Source organism: Streptomyces sp. NPDC015532 (assembly GCF_043078065.1).
Taxonomy (GTDB): Bacteria; Actinomycetota; Actinomycetes; order Streptomycetales; family Streptomycetaceae; genus Streptomyces.
Genome location: NZ_JBIBSY010000014.1, coordinates 106,598 through 120,628 on the forward strand (window position 1 = coordinate 106,598; position 14,031 = coordinate 120,628).

The following is a 14,031-nucleotide window of genomic DNA, read 5'->3' on the forward strand; positions in this document are numbered from 1 at the left end:
TTGACGCGGTCCGGACAGTTCGGCGTGGTCAAAGCAGTGTCCTAACCACACGTCACTCGGTTAGATGAGTGTGGACACCAGAACACCCCGCACACCCACGGGGGACCGCTCGTCGGGATTCGACGACGTTCCCGCGCTGAGCATGGTGAAGGTGCCGAGCGATCCGGCGCAGGTCATCGTCAACCATGCGAGCTTCCGCGTCCAGTTGGCGGGTGCGTCACGGGGCCAGTCCCCGCGCATCGCGCGGCACCCGGGCTCTCCCGGCGCCGGTGCGCCGGGCCGGCCGGGCGGGGCCGCTCCGGCCGGCGGGGCCCGTCGCCGCGCGCCCGTCGTCTGGAGCGGCAAGTCCGCGCCGGACGACACCGGCGCCCACCGCCTGCTCCAGGCCGTACGGAGCGCGGGCGTACCCCACGGCTCCACCGGGCCGACGCCCGACGGCGGTTCGACCCGGGTGATCCCGCGCATCGGCGAACAGCCGGGCTACGCGGGCGACCTGACCGTCGACACGGTCGAGACGCCCCTCGTCGGCAGCCCGCGCGCCCCCCTCGGCGAGGAGCAGCGGCTGCTGCCCCAGATGCGCAGCGTGGGCAGCGCCTACGACGAACCGCGGTACGGCGGTCCGCCCTACGGCGAACACGCCTACACGGACGCCGACTTCGGGGACGACGGCTACGAGGACGACGGCTACGACACGGAGGCGGGCGACGCCCCCGTCAGGCGGCGCGGCTCCGACTCGGTCCGGCACGCCTATCACCCCGGGCGCCGGATGAACCTCGGCGTCGTGCTGCTCCCGCTGCGCGTCTTCCTCGGATTCATCTCCGTCTACGCCGGCATGGGCAAGCTCTGCGACCCCGTCTACTTCGACGGCGGCAAGCGCGGCTCCATGGTGAAGTGGCTCAACACGCTCCACCCGTGGGAAGTCGCCGAGCCGCTGCGGCAGTTCGCGCTCCAGCACCCCGTCGGCTCCGGACTCGTCATCGCCTTCTTCCAGGTCATCGTCGGCGTTCTCACCGTCCTCGGGCTGTGGCAGCGGGTGGCGGCCGTCGTCGGCGCGACGCTGTCGGCGGCGCTCATCGTCACCGTCAGCTGGAAGACGGTGCCCGTGTACGACACGCCCGACATCATCTACCTGGCCGCCTGGTCCCCGCTGATCATCGCGGGTGCCCCGGTCTACTCCGCCGACGGGCGGCTCTCCAGCGAGGCCTGGCGCACGCTCGGGCCGCGCGCCGACATCTGGGACCTGCGTGCCCGCGTGCTGCGGCGCGGCGCGCTGCTCACGGCCGTCGTCGTCGGACTGACGCTGCTCATCGGGTCGCTCCTCGGCGGCGCCGTCCGCGACTCCAGCCGGATCGTGGTCCCCGGTCCCGGCGAGGCCCCGCGCAACGAACTGCCCGGTTCCCCGCTTCCCGAGACGCCCGGCGAACGGCACCGGAAGGCCACCCCCTCGGCCTCCGAGGCGCCCACCCGGAGCAGCTCCGCGACCCCGTCGCACACGGCCGGCACGCCGGGCGCGACCCAGGAGACCGGCCCGTCCGGCGGCGGGCAGCAGCCCAGCCAGACCCAGGGCAGCGGTCAGGCCCCGCCCCAGCAGTCCTCGCCGGTCGGCGGGGCGCCGAGCACCAGCGCGGGCCCCTCCAGCAGCGGCGGCTCGTCGACCGGCGGCAGCGGCGGCGGCACCGGCAGCACCGGAGGCACGGGTACCGGGAGCGGCCCCTCCACCGGCGGCGGCTCGTCCACCGGTCAGCCGGGCCTGGTGGGCGGCTTGCTGGGCTGACATCCCACCGACGCGCGAGGCCCGCCGGGCCGGAGGCGACGACGGCAGGGCCCCGCACACGGATGTGCGGGGCCCTGCCGTCGTGCTGTCGTGCGTCGCGCCCACGGTCTCGTAGAGCTCGGCTTGTCCGCGTCCGCGTCCGCGTCCGTGCCCGAGCGCATGGCCCTGGACCGGGAGCGCAGGGCCCTTGGACCGCGTGTGGGGGTGCGTGGCCGCCCGTGGCTCCCGTAGGGCCGTGCGGGCGTCTCTAGCGGCCCAGGGCCGCGAGTTCCTTCGCCGCCTCCGTGAGGTCCTTGGCGGTGTCGATGGCGCGCCAGTAGGCGCCCTGCGGGATGGGGAAGCCGGACAGCCGGCGTTCGCGGGCCAGGCGCGGGAACGTGGTGCGCTCGTGGTCGCCGCGCTCGGGGAGCATGTCGGTGAACTCGGGCGAGAAGACGTAGACGCCCGCGTTGATCTCGAAGGTGGAGGGCGGGGCCTCGATGAAGTCCGTGATGTGACCGAAGCCGTCCGTCTTGACGGCGCCCCACGGAATGCGCGGGCGGGCCAGCGCGAGCGTGGCGACGGCGTCGCGCTCGGCGTGGAAGTCCGCCATGTCGCGCAGCGAGAAACGGGTCCAGATGTCACCGTTCGTCGCGTACCAGGGCAGGTCGGGGTGCGGCAGACGTGCGGCGGCGTACTTGAGGCCGCCGCCGCGGCCGAGGGGCTCCGTCTCGACGACCGTCGTGACGTTGAGCGGAAGGTCGGCCGAGTCCAGCCACTTCTGGAGGACGTCGGCGAGGTGACCGCAGGAGACGACGACGTCGGTCACGCCTTCTTCGGCGAGCCAGGTGAGCTGGTGGCCGATGATCGGTGTCCCGGTGCCGGGGATCTCGACCATCGGCTTGGGCCGGTCGTCGGTGTAGGGACGCAGCCGGGAACCCTGGCCGCCGGCCAGGACGACGGCTTGAACGGGGCGCGACGCGGCGTTCGGATCGGTCATGTTCGAACTGTACGTGGCGCCCCGCACGCGCTTTCCCGCGGCAACCGTTCCTTAACCGGCTGTTACCGCGGGTGGCCGTGAAGGGCTGCACCCCTCGGAGGAGGCTGTGCTCTCCGAGGGGAACCGGCCCGGGGTGCGGGTCCGGGCCGGGCGCACCTACGGGGGCCAGGTGCGGGCCGGGTGCGGTGACCTCAGGAATGGGTGGCCGCCACCCCCGAGGCGAACGCCGTGTCGCAGACGGGCCGGGCGAAGGACTGGGCGCGCGTCGGCCCGTACGCGCGGACCGCGGCGCGGCCGAGGGCGCGGGCGATGGTGACGCAGTGCTTCGCGAGCGACGGACGGCCGTTCACCGCCTGCTGGAGGTGGGTCAGGGCCACGCCCGGGTTCTTCTCCTGGAGCTCCAGGAGAAGCCTGTCGCGCAGGACGTCCTGCGGGGCGCGGGAGACGGCTCGCGTCGAGACCTCCTCGGAGGACGCGGTGAGCACCGAGCTCGAGGGATTCCCCGACCAGTTGACTTGGGTGACCGCGAGAGTCCCGGAGAGCACCAGGACGACAGGCAGAACGAGGGCGAGGGTGCGGCCGATCTGGCGGGCGGGGCCACGGCCACGCCCGGTCCGCTGCTTAGTGGTGGAGTGCTTCACGCGAGTGAGGGTAGCGCGGGGTGATGATTTGGCGACATTTAGTCACCAGTTCGGGGGACGGAGAAGTTGGTTTTTCTGGGTAGCGGGTTGACGCGCGGCTATCGTAAGAGGGTCGAAATGCCCGGTCTGCCGGGGTATTTGTCGACAACGAAGAGGGCCCCGCGGTCGGCCGCGGGGCCCTCTTCGTCAACGTGGGTGAATTCAACCCTTACGGGGTGAGGGCTTTCGCCCGGATGACGCGGACGTCAGTCGGACAGACGCTCGCCCGTCGAGGTGGAGAACACGTGGATCTCGCCCGGACGCGGCACGACGTGCAGCGTGGCGCCCTTGTCAGGGACCGCGCGGCCGCTGACGCGGACGACGAGGTCCTTGAGGTCGTCGTCGACCTTGGCGGAGCCGTAGACGTAACCGTCGGCGCCGAGCTCCTCGACGACGTTCACGGAGACGGCGAGACCGGCCGGGGCGTCCTCGGTGTCCTTGGAGAGCGACTTGGCGGCCTCGCCGTTGTGCTCGACGACGTCGAAGTGCTCGGGGCGGACGCCGACGGTGACCGTGCGGTCGCCCCTGTCGGCGGCGGCCGAGAGGGCCTCGCGGCTGACCGGGACGACGCTGTTGCCGAACTTCACGCCGCCGTCGGTGATCGGGACCTCGACCAGGTTCATGGCCGGGGAGCCGATGAAGCCGGCGACGAAGAGGTTGGCCGGGCGGTCGTACATGTTGCGCGGCGAGTCGACCTGCTGGAGCAGACCGTCCTTGAGCACGGCCACACGGTCGCCCATGGTCATGGCCTCGACCTGGTCGTGGGTGACGTACACCGTGGTGATGCCGAGGCGGCGCTGGAGCGAGGCGATCTGCGTACGCGTCGACACGCGGAGCTTGGCGTCGAGGTTCGACAGCGGCTCGTCCATGAGGAAGACCTGGGGCTCACGCACGATCGCGCGGCCCATGGCGACACGCTGGCGCTGGCCGCCGGAGAGGGCCTTCGGCTTGCGGCCGAGGTACTCGGTGAGGTCGAGGATCTTCGCCGCGTCCTCGACCTTCTGGCGGATCTCGGTCTTGTTGACGCCGGCGATCTTGAGCGCGAAGCCCATGTTGTCGGCGACGGTCATGTGCGGGTACAGCGCGTAGTTCTGGAACACCATGGCGATGTCCCGGTCCTTGGGCGGCAGGTGCGTGACGTCGCGGTCGCCGATGTGGATCGATCCGCCGTTGACGTCCTCGAGACCCGCGAGCATGCGCAGGGAGGTGGACTTTCCGCAGCCGGAGGGGCCGACGAGGACGAGGAACTCGCCGTCCGCGACGTCGAGCTCGAGCTGGTCGACGGCGGGCTTGTCGCCACCCGGGTAGATGCGGGTCGCCTTGTTGAACGAGACAGTGGCCATGGTGAGGGGCCCCCTTCACCGGCAGGAACGTGCCGGACGATCCGTTGTAAAGGTGGTGAACCACTACAGAAACGCTCATAGTGGTGTAGTCCATATGGGTGAACTGGGTCAGGACGCTACCTGGCGTTCATGTGTTCTGTCAGCACCCCGGGGCCGGTGAAGTTCGCGGAAACTCCCGACGGCTCCCCGCTGTGACGTGGGTACACTGCACGGGCACGCACGCCTCACGCGCGCGGGCAGGCCTCCTTAGCTCAGATGGCCAGAGCAACGCACTTGTAATGCGTAGGTCGTCGGTTCGAATCCGACAGGGGGCTCCGCTTCAGGCCCGGCTCGGACTTTGTCCGAGCCGGGCTTTTGCGTTCCGTGGGCGCGGCGGCGGGTGCGGCAGCGGGGGTGATGCCGGCGGGCGGGTGATGGTGCGCCATGGTGCGCGGGCGCATGGTGCGCGGGCGGGAATGTGAAGGCCGTCAGGGTGGCGCGGTCGTGGTGGTGGGTGGGGCGCGGTGGAGAGGTGGCGCCACGTTTGCGCCGGTCAGCGGCGTATTGGTGACTCATGCATATTGCATGAGTCACTCAGGGCTGCTATCAATTGGTTCACGCATCAACCACGGGATCTTCACAACGTGAAGCACCTCCTTGTCGGTTCGGCGCTCATGGCGCGGTCGCATCGGCGGACCGCGTGCCGCATGCCGGTTCCCCCACCCGGCGCCCGGTTCCGTGAAGCGTCCGGGTGGTCGGGGGAGTTCACGCGATTCCGCCCGTAGGCCCCTCGGGCCGCCCGTCCTCCAGGGAATCCATGAGCACCTGTTCGTCCTGCGCCGGACCGATGGCCGCAGGCCTCGCGTTCTGCGGCAGTTGTGGGGCGCCGGTCGCTCCCGCCCTGTCGGCCGGCGCGCCGACCACGCCGGTGTCGGGTGTGGCGCCCGCGCCGGGGACGGCACCGCCGAACTCGCCCTCCGTCCCGGCGCGTTGGCCGTCGGGAGCGTGAACTCCGGCCCCCTGGCCGCCGGTGGAGGCACCGAGGGGAAGCGGGAGGGCGCCCGCGCCCGCCCTTCTCGGTGACCTTCGGTCTCTCCGGCACCCGCGACCACCGTGCGCCACGGCCCCGGCCGCGACTCCGGGCGACTCCCGACGGTGAGCGGGCTCCGGCTGTCGTCCACTCGCCGCTCCGTGACCGCCGAGGGGTCCGGTCCCGTGCGTCCCGTCGCAGGGCGCCGCACCGCCCCTGGCCCGCCGTTGCCGGAGCGGCACCACCCCGCGAGCCCCTTTTCCGCAGACCCCCGAATATCTCGACCCTCTGAGGAGCAATGCCATGAACATGGACAAGACGTCCGCCGACGCCCCGGTCCACCCCGCCCCCGACGCCCCGGTCCGCCCCGCCCCCGAGGCTGCGGCCGGGCCGGCCGCGACGCAGGCGCCGGGCTTCGGGCCCGCTCCGGTCGCGCCCGCCGGTTACGGAGTGCCCGTCGTCCCGGTCCACGCGCCGGGTTACGCCGTGTACGTCGCGCAGACCGTGCCGAAGGAGCTGCGCGTGGGCGCCGGCGCGCGGTTCGGCGCCTACCTGCTGAACCTCCTGCTGATGGTCGTCACCCTGGGCATCGGCTGGCTGGTCTGGGCCATGGTCACCTGGTCCACCGACGCGGCGAACCCGGGCCAGAAGATCCTGGGCCTGACCATCGTGAAGAAGGACACCGGCGCCCGGCTGACCTGGGGCGACATGTTCGTCCGCAACTTCCTGCTGGGCGGCCTGGTGCTGAGCTTCCTCAGCGGGATCACGCTGAGCATCCTCGCCTGGGTCAACCTGTTCAAGGTCTGCGGCAGCGAGAAGCAGAGCCTGGTGGACTCCATGGCCGACACGGTCGTCGTCAGGCGCACCGTCTGAGCGTCGCACCGTTTGAGCATCACCTCCCCGCCGCCCGGCCGGGGCGTACCGGAAGACCGGTACGCCCCGGCCGGAGGTCGAGCAGCCGCAGGCCGCACGGCCATGAGCCGCGCAAGCGTGAGTCGCACGGCCATGAGCCGCACGGCCATGAGCCGCGCAGTCGCAGGCCGGGCCTGTGTCGCCGAGCGCGGTGTGAGCCGGTGCTGCGAAGCCTCAGACGGTGAACTTGACCGCTTCGAGCCAGCGGTCGTTCTCCAGGGCGCCGCCGAAGACGAAGCCGGGGCGGGCGTCGGCGCAGTCCTGCGTTCCCCAGTCGGAGCCGTGGACCTTGGTCGTCTGGCAGATGCGGCCGCTGCCGATGTTGATGGCGAAGCCCGACATGATTGGGGCGCCGCTCTTCGTGCCGCCGATGTAGTTGTTCCTGCCGTCGGCGATCACCGCTGTCCACCGCGGTTCCCATTTTCCGCGCCCGTCGGACGAGCCGGGGTCCTGGACGAAGGCGTTCGCGGCCGAGCCCCCGCTGCCCGAGACCGCGATGTTGAGGGCCTTGACCGGATGGTTCCGGCCCGAGGTGCCGGCCATCGTGCCGTCGCACACGGGCTTCTGCCAGCCCTGTCCGGAGACGTAGGCGCGGTAGCAGATGTGCCGGCCCGAGGGATCGTCGCGGGCCAGACGGCTCACGGCGGTGGCGGCGGTGTCCTGCGCGGGCTTCGCGGTCACGGTGGCCCGCGGCGGCGTGGCGGTCACGGTGACGACGGCCCCCGCGCCGTTTCCCGGGCCCTTCGCTGTCCCGGAGCCCTTCGCGCCCTCAGCGCCCTTCGACTCCTTCGGTTCGGCGAACGGCGACGCCGAGGGGCTGGGGCTGGGCGGCGGGACGCTCACCGTCGAGGTGGAGACGGGCCCCGACCTGCCTGCCTGCGGGCTCTCACTGCTCCCGTCGGCCGACCGGGCGGCTTCTGTCCGGTGCCCGCCGTCGCCCGATCCACCGCTGCCCAGCATGGCCAGCGGAACGATGACGAGGGCGGCCGCGACGAGGGCCACCGGCCCGACGACCAGTGGCCTGTGCAGCAGGCCCGGCCCCGCGTACTCGTCGTCCGACTGGCGCGCCCCGGACCGGCGTACCGACTGCGGGGCGGTCCGGGCGAGGGGGAATCCGGGGCCCGCGGGGGTTCCGGAGGCATCCTGGGTTCCCGAGCCCGCGGGGGTTCCGGAGGCATCCTGGGTTCCCGAGCCCGCGGGGGTTCCGGAGGCATCCTGGGTTCCGGAGCTGTCGGCCTCGTCGGCCGCGTCGTCCTCGTCGTACGCGAGGTCGTTCCGCTCGGCTCCGGCTCCGGCTCCGGCTCCGGCTTCGGCTTCGGCTTCGGCTTCCGACTCGGACCCTTCGGCGGTCGGCGGGGCTTCCCGTTCGTCCCGCTGGTCCACGAGGGTGCTCGAACCGTCCGGGGCCACCTCGACGCACGCCACGTATCCCGCGGAGGGGTCCGAGACCGTGGCGGTCACGGTGGTGCCGCGGTCCCGTGCGTAACCCTGGAGCGTGTCGAGGATCGCGGCGTCGACCGGTGTCCCGTCCGCCGCCGGTACGGGTTCACCGTCGATGACGGCCGAGCCGTCGCCGGAGATGACCACCGCGAAGCGGGGAGGCCGCCCGGACGCGTCCCCCGAGGAACCCGGCGTGCCGGGATCTGCCGGGATCCCGGGTGGGGCGGTGTCCTCCGTGGTCGGTTCGGGTGTCCGTTCACCCCGGCCCATGGCACTTCCTTCCTGGCGTACCCGGCCGCGTGGTGCCGGCGGGTTCGTCGCGTCGGGTCCTCGTAGCGCAACGGACGCCGTCCGGGAACGGTTCAGATCCCGGGCGGAACGAGGCGGAGACGGAGGCTGTGTGTGGCCCCTCGCACACGCCCAACAGCCCTGAGCGGAAAGGGGTGTTCAGTAGAGTGCGGAGAGTGAACGCCTACGAGGAATCCGTGCGTTTCGCCGTGCTCGGGCCGGTCCGGGCATGGCGCGGGGAGCGGGAGGTGGACGTCGGCGCACCGCAGCAACGGGCGGTGCTGGCGGCGCTGCTCCTGCGGCGGGGACGCCCTGTCATGCTCGGCGAACTCCTCGACGCCGTCTGGGGCGAGGAACCGCCGACGGCCGCCGTGTCCGTCGTACGGACCTACGTGTCGCGTCTGCGCAAGGGGCTGGAACCGGAACGCGCCGCCGCCGCGGCTCCCCGGGTGATCGTCTCCGTCGGTGACGGATACGCGATCCGGATTCCCGAAGGCGCCCTGGATCTCGGGGTGTTCGAGCGGCGGGTCACCGAGGCCAGGAAACTGCGCGCCGCCGGTGATCCGTCCGCGGCGGCCGAGCTGCTGCGCGCCGCGCTCGCCGGCTGGCAGGGAGCGGCGCTGGCGGGAGTGCCCGGCCCGCTCGCCGGGTCCGAGGGTTCCCGGCTGGACGAGCAGCGGCTGGCGGCGCTGGAGCTGCGGCTGGACGTCGACGTGGAGCTCGGACGGCACGCCGAGGTGATCGCCGAACTGGTCTCGCTCGCCGGGACGTTTCCCCTGCGGGAAGGGCTGTGCCGGCTGCTCATGCTGGCGCTGTACCGGTCCGGGCGGCAGGCCGAGGCGCTGGCCGCCTACCGGGGGACGCGCGGCACCCTGGTGGCCGAGCTCGGCATCGAACCCGGCGCACCGCTGAAGGACCTGCACGAGCGCATCCTGGCCGCCGATCCGTCCCTGGACCTGGGGCCGCCACCGGGTGTCGGGCCGCCCTCGGGGACCGGGCCGCCCCTGGGCGCGGGGTCGTCCTTCGGCCGCGGTTCGTCCTCGGACGGCGGGCCCGTCCCGGACGGGGGGCCGTCGCGGGTGTCGCGGGCGCCCGAACCCGGGCCGCCCGAACCGGAACCGCCCGCGCGGCCGGCCCCGCCGATCGGTGCGCACGCGGCGATTCCGGCCCAACTTCCGGCTGATCTGCCGACGTTCACCGGCCGGGAGGCGGAACTCGAACGCGTACGGGCCCTGTTGCCCGGGGTGGGTGACGTCCCGGCCACCGTGGTGATCGGTGCGATCGGCGGCATGGCGGGCATAGGCAAGACCACCCTGGCCGTGCACTGGGCCCACGAGATGGCCGGCCGCTTCCCCGACGGACAGCTCTACGTCAACCTGCGCGGCTTCGACCCGACCGGCGTGGTGGTGGCGCCGGACGACGCCATCCGCACCTTCCTCGACGCGCTCGGCGTTCCCCCGATGCGGATCCCCGCCGGTCTCGACGCCCAGGCGGCGCTCTACCGCAGCATGCTCGCCCGGCGCCGGGTGCTCGTCCTGCTCGACAACGCCCGCGACACCGAGCAGGTCCGCCCGCTGCTGCCCGGCTCGCCCGGCTGCCTGGTCATCGTCACCAGCCGCAACCAGCTCACCGGCCTGGTCGCCGCGGAAGGCGCGTACCCGCTGACCCTGGACCAGCTGACGCCGTCCGAGTCGTACGACCTCCTGGCGCGCCGGCTCGGAACCGGCCGTCCGGCGGCCGAACCGCGGGCGGTCGACGAGATCATCACGCGGTGCGCCCGGCTGCCGCTGGCGCTGTCCATCGTCGCCGCCCACGCCGCCGCGCACCCCGGATTCCCGCTCAGCGCCATCGTCGACGAGCTGCGCGAGAGCCACGGCAGCCTCGACGCCTTCACCGGGGGCGACGACATCACCACGGACGTACGGGCCGTCTTCTCCTGGTCGTACAAGGCGCTGTCCGCTCCGGCCGCGCGCCTCTTCCACCTGCTGAGCCTGCACTCCGGGCCCGACATCTCCGCGCCCGCCGCGGCCGCTCTCGCCGGGCTGCCGTCGCGGGAGGCGCGCGGCCTCCTCGTCGAGCTGACCCGGGCCCATCTGCTCACCGAGCACTTCCCTGGCCGCTACACCCTGCACGACCTGTTGCGGGTGTACGCCGCCGAACGGGTCCGGGCCGAGGAGAAACCGCGGGAGCGGGACCTCGCGCTGGAACGGCTGCTCTCCTGGTATCTGCACACCGCGGACGCCGCCTATCCGCACATCACCCCGCGCCGGCGCCCGATCCCCCTCGACCCGCCGCCTCCGCTGTGCCGGCCGCTGGAGTTCACGACGTACGACGAGGCGCTCGGCTGGTGCGAGAGGGAGCGGGGCAACCTGGTCAGCGCCGTGCACACGGCCGCCGCATCCGGGCAACCCGGTATCGCCTGGCGGCTGCCCGCCGTCCTGTGGGGGTTCTTCTACCTCCGCAGCCACAGGCACGACTGGCTCGACACCGCCGGGGTGGGGCTCGCCGCCGCCCGCGCCGCGCACGACCGCTGGGGCGAGGCCCAGGGGCTCGCCGACCTGGCGGCGGCCCTGCGCGGCTCGGGCCGGCTCGGCGAGACGATCGACCATCTGCGTCAGGCGATGGTCGCCTACCGTGATCTCGGGGACCACGACGGCAGAGGGGCGGCGGTGTCCAACCTGGGCGACGCCTATCTTCAGTCCGGGCGGCTCACCGAGGCCATCGAGTACACCCGCCGGGGGCTGGCCATCGAGCGGGCCATCGGCGGCGCCTGGGGCGAGGGGATCTCCCTGAGCAACCTGGGCGACGCCTACCAGCGGCAGGGCCGGTTCGAGGAGGCCGTCGACTGCCTGGAGCGGGCCCTGGCCGTCCTGCGCGCGGGCGGCAACCGCTGGGTCGAAGGCGTCACTCTCGACATCCTCGGCACCGTCCACCGCCGTCTGGGGCGGCACGGCGCCGCCGTCGAGTACCACCTTCAGGCGCTCAGGACCCACCGGGACATCGGCAACCGCTGGGGAGAGGGCCACACCCTGGGCAACCTCGGGGACCTCCAGCTGGACGCCGACGAACCGGAGGCCGCGCGCGAGAGCTGGCGGCGGGCCCTGGCGATCTTCGTGGAGTTCGACCATCCGGACGCCGAGAAGGTCCGCGAACGGCTCGGCCGCCTGGAGGACACCCCGCCCGATGCCCGCGAGGGTGCCGCCGAGCCGGAGCGGACCGCCTGACATACGTCTCCTTCGGTGCATCGGGGGGATGGGGGGCTGGGTGGACGGGGGATGGGCGTACGGCTGGGTGGGCGGATGGCGGGAAGGCCGAGAGTCAGGTCCCGCGCGGCTCGAACCCGCTCGGCAGTGGCAGCAGGCCCGGGGGCAGCGGGGTGTCGGGGAACCAGGGGGCGCCGTCGGCCGGACGCGGTGGGTCGGCACGGTCGTAGCACCCCGTCGGGGAGGGCGTGGACCGGCGGCGCTTCAGCAGGCCCTGCGCCGCGAACCGCTGTGCCGGGGCAGCGGACATGCGCGTACCTCCGAATCTCTCGGTCGGGCCGCGCCGGCCGGGTGCCGACACGGGTTCGGACAGCACAACGGGGCGCGGACGTCCGTCAGTTCAATGGCGGGCGCCGGAGATTGAACCCCCGGGTGGTACGTCGCCGTTGTAGCCCCACGACTGGGTGACGCGACGCGCCGGCCGAACGGGCGGGAACCGGGGGACACGAGCACCGGGGAGCGGAAGCGGCACCCCGACCAGCGCGCCCGACGCAGGAAAGGACGTCCGCACATGCCGGACAACAGTGGCTCGAACTCGGACAGCGAAGGCTCCGTCAAGTCCTTCGCCACCGCGCAGAGCGGTGGCTCCACGATCAGTTTCACGGCGGCGGCAGGCTCATCGACCTTTCAGGCGAACACCGGCCTGCCGCCCACCTCGGTGACCCCGCCGCCCGTGTCGGTGACCCCGCCGGCGGTATCGGTGACCCCGCCGGTCATGTCGGCGAGCCCGGTGGCTGTCACGGCCAGTCCGGCGGCCAGCCTCGCGGCCACTCCGCCGCCCACCACACCGCCCCTCCCCGCCACCGACCCGCCGCTCCAGAACCCGGTGGGCGTCTTCGACGTCGAGGCGCAGACGTTCCTCGCGTCCGACGCACAGCAGAGCGCCGTGTACCGGTGGAGCCAGAAGTCGGGGGAGTGGATCAGCGAGAACCGGGAGCACATCAAGCGCTTCGTCTACGAAGCCGTCCCGCTCATTCTCCAGTCCGCGGGCAAGGGAACCGACAACAACCATCTCAACATGGCGGGCGTCGCGCTGGCGGGGGTCAAGAACGCCGCCTTCCTGGCCCAGGCCGGGGTGAACTACTACAACACCGGTGACAACGCCTACCTGAAACAGGGAGCCGCCGCCATAGCGGGGCTCGGCGGTGCCGTGGCGGCCGGCTACGGCAACGACACGACCCTCCCGCAGTCCACCCAGAACCACTGGCAGTCGGCGGGCACGGGGTTTCAGGCCGGGTCGGCCGTGTGGTCCTACACCTCCCCGGAGGCGCAGAAGAACCCGGCGCCCGCCGATCCGGCCGCGGGCTCCGGTACGACGGTGACCCCGGCCTCCGCGGCCACTTCCACGGCGCCGTCGCAGCCGTCCTCGGCCCTGCCCGCGGACCAGCAGCAGCCGCCGATCCTGCCTGCCGGGCGGCAGCAACTGACACAACGGCAGCAATCGGTCGCGACCGGCGTGTCGAGGGAGCCGACCGGCCCGCAGCGCCGGACGACCCAGCTGGTTCAGCGCACCAACACGAACGGCGCCGGCGGCTCCGGAACCGGCCGGGTCCGGGGCAACAGCTGAGGAACCGTCCGTGCCGCACGGCGGCGGCCACCGGCCGGAGAGCGTTCCGGCCGGTGGCCGCCGCCCGTCCGGGGCGCCCTGACCGGGCTCCACGTCCCCGGCTTCGTCGACCACTGTCCGGCGTGGCTCCGGCCGCGCGTCAGGAAGGAGCGCCATGACGGTCCAGACGCATGACACCGAGCAGGCGGCGCCCCCCGCGCCGAAGTTCATCCTCTACCTGGAGGCGCCCGAGTACGGCCGGGCGCTGCGGCAGCTCACCCTGTGGGTGCACCACGTGCTGCTCCCGGTCTACGGCAGGGAGGTCACCTCCATGGCTCCGTGGTGCTCGCGCTGGTGGGAGCACCCGGAGGCGGTGGCTCAGCTGCACGGGCTGTGGCTCGCCTGGGAGGAGCTCAGCGACACGGGCTCCGGGGCCGGCCCGAGCGGCCCGGCCGGATGGCACCGGGACTTCCTGGGCCCGATCATGCAGAACCTGCGGGACCCGTCCGGGGTGTTCGCCGGCTGCAAGCCCGGCTCGCACCGCCCGAAGGAGGCCCCGGCCGTCGACGCCGTCGACCCATTCGGGCCGCCGCCGGTCCAGGGCTGACGGACGCCTTCGGGGCCGGGTGACGCGTCCGGGATCGACGGACGGGTCCAGGGCCCCGGCGCCGACGAGGGGCGGACCGGCGTGGTCCGCCCCTCGCCCGCGTCCGTGTCACATGGGTCGGTGACACGGACGCGGGCTTCAGGCGTCCGGGCTTCAGGCGTCCGGGCTTCAGGCGTCCGTGCCTCAAGGT

10 protein-coding genes and 1 tRNA gene are annotated in these 14,031 nt (G+C 72.9%); 6 read left to right on the plus strand and 5 right to left on the minus strand.

All coding sequences use genetic code 11. The features are described 5' to 3' along the window. Positions 1-64 precede the first annotated feature (64 nt). A complete protein-coding gene (locus ACF07B_RS32660; protein WP_392181623.1) occupies positions 65-1,774 on the plus strand; it encodes a DoxX family protein in 1,710 nt (569 codons plus the stop codon). Between the two features lie 247 nt (positions 1,775-2,021). On the opposite strand, the gene ACF07B_RS32665 is transcribed toward ACF07B_RS32660, so the two are convergent. The 3 genes from ACF07B_RS32665 to ACF07B_RS32675 form a co-directional block, all read right to left on the minus strand. Continuing rightward, entirely contained in the window at positions 2,022-2,753 is a 732-nt protein-coding gene (locus ACF07B_RS32665; protein ID WP_362408718.1) for a nucleotidyltransferase family protein, read from the minus strand. A 191-nt stretch (positions 2,754-2,944) separates the two neighbouring features. After that, positions 2,945-3,394, minus strand: a complete 450-nt coding sequence (locus ACF07B_RS32670) for a hypothetical protein (RefSeq protein WP_384243526.1) — start codon at positions 3,392-3,394, stop codon at positions 2,945-2,947. A 245-nt stretch (positions 3,395-3,639) separates the two neighbouring features. Next, on the minus strand, positions 3,640-4,776 hold the full coding sequence (locus ACF07B_RS32675; protein WP_369485840.1) for an ABC transporter ATP-binding protein: 1,137 nt from the start codon (positions 4,774-4,776) through the stop codon (positions 3,640-3,642). A 240-nt stretch (positions 4,777-5,016) separates the two neighbouring features. Between ACF07B_RS32675 and ACF07B_RS32680 the strand changes: the two genes are divergently transcribed. Together ACF07B_RS32680 and ACF07B_RS32685 are read left to right on the plus strand one after the other, a co-directional pair. Further along, a tRNA-Thr gene (locus ACF07B_RS32680) sits at positions 5,017-5,090 on the plus strand. A gap of 998 nt (positions 5,091-6,088) precedes the next feature. Further along, entirely contained in the window at positions 6,089-6,658 is a 570-nt protein-coding gene (locus ACF07B_RS32685; protein ID WP_392181624.1) for an RDD family protein, read from the plus strand. 213 nt (positions 6,659-6,871) lie between these two features. On the opposite strand, the gene ACF07B_RS32690 is transcribed toward ACF07B_RS32685, so the two are convergent. Beyond that, entirely contained in the window at positions 6,872-8,407 is a 1,536-nt protein-coding gene (locus ACF07B_RS32690; RefSeq protein WP_392181625.1) for a hypothetical protein, read from the minus strand. A 194-nt stretch (positions 8,408-8,601) separates the two neighbouring features. Here ACF07B_RS32690 and ACF07B_RS32695 point away from each other — a divergent pair, with 194 nt between their 5' ends. After that, positions 8,602-11,649 carry a BTAD domain-containing putative transcriptional regulator gene (locus tag ACF07B_RS32695; RefSeq protein WP_392181626.1) on the plus strand — a complete coding sequence of 1,016 codons (3,048 nt, stop codon included), beginning with the start codon at positions 8,602-8,604 and terminating at the stop codon, positions 11,647-11,649. A 94-nt stretch (positions 11,650-11,743) separates the two neighbouring features. On the opposite strand, the gene ACF07B_RS32700 is transcribed toward ACF07B_RS32695, so the two are convergent. Then, positions 11,744-11,938, minus strand: a complete 195-nt coding sequence (locus ACF07B_RS32700; RefSeq protein WP_392181627.1) for a hypothetical protein — start codon at positions 11,936-11,938, stop codon at positions 11,744-11,746. 261 nt (positions 11,939-12,199) lie between these two features. On the opposite strand from ACF07B_RS32700, the gene ACF07B_RS32705 reads away from it, so the two are divergent. Continuing rightward, positions 12,200-13,255, plus strand: coding sequence for a hypothetical protein (locus tag ACF07B_RS32705; RefSeq protein WP_392181628.1), 1,056 nt, complete (start codon positions 12,200-12,202; stop codon positions 13,253-13,255). A 154-nt stretch (positions 13,256-13,409) separates the two neighbouring features. Then, entirely contained in the window at positions 13,410-13,841 is a 432-nt protein-coding gene (locus tag ACF07B_RS32710; RefSeq protein WP_362393150.1) for a DUF4913 domain-containing protein, read from the plus strand. The last annotated feature ends 190 nt before the right edge of the window (positions 13,842-14,031 follow it).

Bases quoted from the DNA above. Each gene is read 5' to 3' on its own strand.
- ACF07B_RS32660 (WP_392181623.1), top strand. From the start codon at position 65: ATGAGTGTGGACACCAGAACACCCCGCACACCCACGGGGGACCGCTCG.
- ACF07B_RS32675 (WP_369485840.1), bottom strand. From the start codon at position 4,776: ATGGCCACTGTCTCGTTCAACAAGGCGACCCGCATCTACCCGGGTGGC.
- ACF07B_RS32705 (WP_392181628.1), top strand. From the start codon at position 12,200: ATGCCGGACAACAGTGGCTCGAACTCGGACAGCGAAGGCTCCGTCAAG.
- ACF07B_RS32700 (WP_392181627.1), bottom strand. From the start codon at position 11,938: ATGTCCGCTGCCCCGGCACAGCGGTTCGCGGCGCAGGGCCTGCTGAAG.
- ACF07B_RS32685 (WP_392181624.1), top strand. From the start codon at position 6,089: ATGAACATGGACAAGACGTCCGCCGACGCCCCGGTCCACCCCGCCCCC.
- ACF07B_RS32690 (WP_392181625.1), bottom strand. From the start codon at position 8,407: ATGGGCCGGGGTGAACGGACACCCGAACCGACCACGGAGGACACCGCC.
- ACF07B_RS32710 (WP_362393150.1), top strand. From the start codon at position 13,410: ATGACGGTCCAGACGCATGACACCGAGCAGGCGGCGCCCCCCGCGCCG.
- ACF07B_RS32665 (WP_362408718.1), bottom strand. From the start codon at position 2,753: ATGACCGATCCGAACGCCGCGTCGCGCCCCGTTCAAGCCGTCGTCCTG.